Annotated in this window: 2 protein-coding genes; both read right to left on the bottom strand. The window is 51.0% G+C overall.

The window, feature by feature from the left end; genetic code table 11:
- Positions 1-216: 216 nt before the first annotated feature.
- Positions 217-2,358 (bottom strand): alpha-N-acetylglucosaminidase, encoded by a 2,142-nt coding sequence (locus C5S62_RS05925; protein WP_223301163.1) that lies wholly within the window; start codon positions 2,356-2,358, stop codon positions 217-219.
- Between the two features lie 142 nt (positions 2,359-2,500).
- Positions 2,501-5,572 (bottom strand): outer membrane beta-barrel protein, encoded by a 3,072-nt coding sequence (locus tag C5S62_RS05930; RefSeq protein ID WP_223301162.1) that lies wholly within the window; start codon positions 5,570-5,572, stop codon positions 2,501-2,503.
- Between the last annotated feature and the right edge of the window lie 338 nt (positions 5,573-5,910).

Raw genomic sequence — 5,910 nt, forward strand, 5'->3', positions numbered from 1 at the left:
CTGTGTTTTTACTCCGAAAAGCATTACTTGGAATTAAAAAACCAAGTATTCGTGTTAAAAATCCGATACGGACTTTATAAATCTCACAGCTTGTAACCTATATTTTAACATCTGAAAATGTAACAGAACGTTAAATGTGTTAAAGTCGGAGAGTCTGTTTCCGCTTGTTTCTGCTGAGAGACGTTATTTAAGTACGTTGCGCCATTGTCTCTGTTGTCAGTTACCTCTGACGGCTTCATCGTAGACGCGGCGCGCCACATCAATGCTGTTGCCTTCAGGCAGTGAGGAATAAGGGTTGGTAGCCTTGGTCCATGGTTCTTCTATGGCATACCAGTCGATGGCTGGGCGGGAAGTGCCGCGCAGTTCTTGGGACGTGTGTTCCACCCACACCTGCCAGCGCTTGTGGTAGAAGTCGCGCAGGAGTCCGTTCCATTCGCGGTGGGCATAATCGTGCAATCCTCCGTTGTTGGCTGCTGCCCGGTCTCCCCAAGTGGTGATTTGCGTTCGGGCGTTCCATTCGTACAAGTCTTTTTCCTGACCGGTTTTGCCCAGTTTGCGGGCTTTGCCTATCCATTCTCCTACGCGGAATTCCTTACGTGTGCCCAGCAGTTCGTCCTGCAGGAGAATGAGGCGGAGGAAGCGCTGGCCGGCGGCGTCGAAGAGCTGTGCCTCGCCGGCCTGAATGGCCTCTTTCATGACAGTGTGTACCAGTCGGCCTTTCTCGGCCACAGCCTGCCGTACGATATCTATGAGGTCATATTCGTAGTTGTTGTTTCCGCGGAACTCTTCGGCCGCGGAAAGGAAGAGGCCGGCTGCACGTATGACGTCCTGAGGATTGTAATAGTCGCTCATTTCCGACCATGAAGAGGCCTGATAGGCATTTTTTGAAGGACGGGCACAGAAGATGGACTCGTGAGTGCCCTGTTGCGTGGAGGCCACGGGGCAGTTGTAAATGGAGTTGCTCAAAATGAGCCATGCTTCCTCTACGGCAGGATGGGCCTTGCCGTAGCGGGCTGTGGCGTAATTCTTAAGCCATTCGTCTTTATCTATAGGGCCGTTGTGCCAGGGCAGTTCGCAGAGCAATTCGAACATGACAGGATTGTTTTCCGAGCCTTCCATCGTGAGTCCCACGCCGCGTAGCGTCTCGCCGAAGCGGCTGGCACGGGCTTTTTCAAAGGCATTGATGAGATGCTGCATTTTGCCATGCAGCCCCACGTTGCCGCCGAAGTTGAGTAACATGCAGAAAATCCAGTCGTGCCCGTCGAAACCGTCGGGGCGGTGCCACTTCGATTCGGTTTCGCCCCACTGTGGACAGCTTTCCGAGAAAAGATCCAGAACGATGAGGTCTCCTCTGTTGAGGTTTTTGATCATGTCGTGACGCGGATTGGCTCCCCATGCCTGTACCACCCAGGCAGCCTGAGGGTTGTTGCGCTTCATAGCTTTCATGATGGCCTGTCCAGTGGCGTCGAGGTCAACGCCTTTGACGCTGCCCCCCTCATGAAAGGGGTCCATGCAATAATAATTGGCTTTGCCGTAAAGGCGGTTCAGTTCTTTATAGTAAATGTCGGCAATTTCAGTAAAACGCGGGTCGGTGGGCTGGAGAAAGGCCGGTCGGCGGTAGGAACCCCAGTTGTCGGGGTCGGTTACGTTAAGGCCGAGCTTTTTCTTCGCGTTGTCGGGCACCATGCCTGAATATCCGGGCAGCACCGGCTCGATGCCATATTCGCGCATGCGTTTCAGGATTTTCTTCTGGAGTACTTCCTGCTGCTTATACCAGTTGTCGGGGTTCGGGCCTCCCCAGCCCTCCAGGTTGTTCATCAGCCACCATGCCTGAAAAGCCGGTCCTGCCACAAAATTGTTGACTTCCTCTTTGCTGTAACCTAGTTTCTGGAGTACATTGTACCACACAACGTCCGCGCCTACCAGCGCCAGCGGCATGTTGATGCCGTGCAGTGCCAGCCAGTCTATTTCCTGTTCCCAACGCTCCCAGTCCCAAAAGGCCATGGTGTAGGAAAAGGTACAGTAGTTGAAGTCGTAACGCAGGTTCATCCCAGTTTCGTGACGCTCCTTGTGAGGTACGGCGGGAAGCTTGGCGGGAAGCTTGGCTTTCATGCCGTTCCATGACAAATGGATGTGCGCATGATATTTCAAATACCAGTTCACGCCTGTGGCGATAGATACGTAATTGTTACCCCTTACGACAACCTTGTCATCTTTCTGGTCTAGCTCGAAAAAGTCGGTGGATGATTTTACCGTTTCGATGATGAATTTCTTTGACGCTCCTTTGTCGATGCGTTCCAATAAACCTTCTATCGGCGAGGCCGCATAGGCAGAACTCACGATAGCCGGCAATGCCATCAGGAAAAATACCGCAAAAAGGATTTTTTGTTTCATGGTTTTTGTAGATGTTGTTTTGTTTTTATAGATTGTTGCTTTTAAAAAAGGCGGCATCTTCAATCAGGATGCCGCCTTGGCAGTTGTTGTTCTTTATGTCTTTGCTTTAAAATCCGCCATGTCCGCCTCCCATACTGCGCATCATGGGCATAGCGCGCATACTGCCGTTTCCTCCCTCGCGGCGTCCCTGACCTTTGCCTGATGTTGATGACTGGGATTTTCCGCCGAAGATGTTGAGCTTGTAAATGAAATGGAGCATGATGTAAGAATTGATGGCATTGTTCCAAGAGTCACGGCGCATGGTGGCAGAGATGGTACGGCTCACGTTACTCTGCTTGTGCAGGATGTCGTAGAACTGCAGGCTGATGGTTGCGGCGCGTCCTTTGAGGAAAGATTGGGCTATCTGGGCATTCCAAAGAAATTCATTGGTGTTCATGGAAGCATCGGAGTAGCCACGGCGTGAGTTCATGCGGATATCGGTGGAGATGCTCATACCCCAGTCGAAGTTGAAATTGGCGTTGGCACCATAGGCAAAGTTCCATGTGTCCATGTTGGCCCTGTCCTGTGCTGTGGCGCGGGCATGCTGGTAGTCGAGCGAGCCGAAAACGCCGATATCGAACCATGAAGCACGGTAGGCGAGGTTAAGGTTCTCACCCACTCCGAGAGTTCTCGTAGTGTTTTTGGTAGATGAAATGCTGTTGAAGAGTCGGTTGTAGCCATCATAAGTGCCGTCCAGCAGTTCGGACAGATTACCCGTAGAGGAGTTCCCGCTGTTGTAGTTGCTGACGTATCCCACCTGATTGTTGTAGGACAGTCGCGTAAAGGTAGAAATTGTGAAGAGTTTCTGATAGCCAAGGCCGGTGTTGAACATGAAATTGGCATTACTGTTCCAGTTGCCCGAAATATTTTCAGGGCGTGTGTAGCGTGCACCGGTGGACTGGTCATAAACCATGCGGCTGCTGATGGAGTTGCTGACTTGCGAGAAGTTGAGACCGGCCATCATGCCCTGTTGCTTGTCGGGATTATAGGAGTTGTAGAAAATGCGGAGGTTATTCGTCCACGACGGCTTCAAGCCCGGATTACCCATAGATACGTTCAATGGGTCGGAATCGTCTACAACAGCCAGGAGATCGGTCATAGAGGGCTGTGAGGAGGAGCCGCGATAACGGATGTCGAGTTGTGTGGTCTTTGAAAAACGGTAACGCATGCGTATTTGCGGCGACACTTTAAAGACGGTGCGTGTGATGAGCGTGTCGATGTGTTGTCCGGGGCGCATGTAGCTCATTTCCGTTCTTTCGGGGTTAAAGTCCACTCCGGCGTTAAAACGGATCGTCTCCGTGTTGTAGCGTACACCGATGTTGGCCGTGTGATTGAAGTATTTGTAGGTGGCGTATTGCGAGTTGTAGTCGTCGCGTACTTTTTCCATCAGCTCGCGGTCTGTGGGCAGTGTGCCAAAGAGAGCATAGGCTGTTTCCCATGAACCCCACGCATCGTATTCGTCACCGAATTTTCCTGAGGCCAGGGAGTCGAGATTATAGCGTGAGCGGTCGCTGTCGGAGTATCGGTAGGAGAATTTGTAGCCGGCTTCTCCAAACCATTGTTTGCCGAGCGGTTCAACGTAGCCCAGACGAATGCTGTAGTTGTGGTTTTTTGAAGGATTGTAGCTGTACTGGTTCAGAAAACTGTTCTGGCGTTCGGTGGAGAAGTATTTGATTTCCGAGAGAGAGTAAGAATGGCTCTTGCTTTGGCTGTAACCGCCGTTGGCTTGAAGCGAGACGTTACGGCCTTTATTGTTGAGGCGGCGCATGATGTTAAGCGATGCATCGAAACTGCTGCTGCGGCTGTCGCTCATGGAGAGGCGGTTGTTGCGGTTGACGGCAATGGCCTCCAACTGCGGATTGATGGTTGCAGCAAAAATGCTGTCAAGCGGAGAATACATGCCTTCGATGGCGTAAGGGTCATCATTGAATGTACCCGACATATTGGTGCTGCGACTGTCGCTTTCGCTGTAGCTGAAAGAGGGGCGGAAAGTAATTTTTGTCAGCGTGTCGGGACTCCATTGTACGCGGAAACCACCGTTGACGTTGGTTGAACCGCTTTTTGATTTGCTCCAGCTGTTGCTGAACGAGCTGGTGCTTCCTGTGGTAAGGAATGTCTCTGAAGAGGAGGTGGATACATTATCGCTTCCCGAGTGGGAGTAACGTATGTTACCGCCCAGTTCCAGCCGTCCGTTTTCTTTTTTGCTTTTGCCGTTTTCCCAACTGAAATCCAATCCGGCATTTTTTGTGGCGCGCAAGCCGCTTCCGCCTCCGCCGAAGCCGCGAGGACCGCCGAAACCTTGGTTGCCTGTGTTGTTGGCAGAACCGTAGGCTGTAATGCGTGAACGGTCGGTGAAGCGTGTGGCAAAGAAACGGCCGGCATAGCGGTCTTTCGTACCATAGGCAAGGTCGACGTTGGTTACCCACGACTCGTTCAGCTCACGCTTGGTGCTGATGTCCAGCACGGTAGTTTCCTCCCCGTCGTCTATACCTGTCATTTCGGTGTAGTCACTCTTTTTGTCGTAGGCCTTGATTTTGTTGACCAGTTCGGTCGGCAGGTTTTTCATGGCCACTTCGGTGTCGCCTTTGAAGAAATCCTTGCCGTTGATGAGGAACTCCTTGACTTCTTTGCCGTTCCATTTGATGGTGCCGTCATCCGACACTTCTACGCCGGGCAACTGCTTGATGAGTGCTTCGAGCGTCGAACCGTCAGGTACCCGGTAGGCTGCGGCATTGTACATGGTTGTGTCTTCTTTCTGCTCCACGCGCGCCAGAGTGGCAGACACGACTGCAGTTCCTAAAATCTTGTCATCGCTCTGAAGACTGAGCGCACCAACGTTTACGGAGTCGCGCTGGGCGGTGAGTTGTACATTCTTGTAGAGTGTGGTAAATCCCATATAGGACGTCCGGAGAATGAAATTTCCGGCAGTCTTGGCCTTTACTTTGAAGGAACCTGTTTCATCGGTCTGGATGCCGCCTACTATAGTGCTGTCCTGACGCAGAAGTGTGACACTGGCAAATTCGACGGCACTGCCCGTTTGGCCGTTCTTCACTGTACCGGTGATGACATACCGCTGGGCCGTAACGCCGGTCAGCAATGTCGCCAGAGAAAAGAACATTAAAAAGAGTCTTTGGTTCATGAAATAATATATTAATTTGTTATTGTTCTGTACTTTTACACCGCAAAGGTAACATCTTTTAAAATAAGAAATGGCTCCCTTCTGTTTGAAATCGACAAATAAGGATTTTTTAAAGACGAAATTCTGCGGTGCATTGACTATTATAAATGAACGGATGCAGTAAGGAGTTGTTCGGCAGTGGGGATGCTGTCCTTTCATCTTGCTGACGCATGGGTTGACTGAAAATCCGGTAATTCAGAACTGAAATCCCATCGGCAAGCCATAAAATATGGCAATTCCATTTTTAAGGGTCAAGCCGAAAACACGGTGCATGAATTTTGAGAAAAGTGTTAAATTTG

This window comes from Prevotella sp. MGM2 (assembly GCF_002933955.1).
Taxonomy (GTDB): Bacteria; Bacteroidota; Bacteroidia; order Bacteroidales; family Bacteroidaceae; genus Alloprevotella.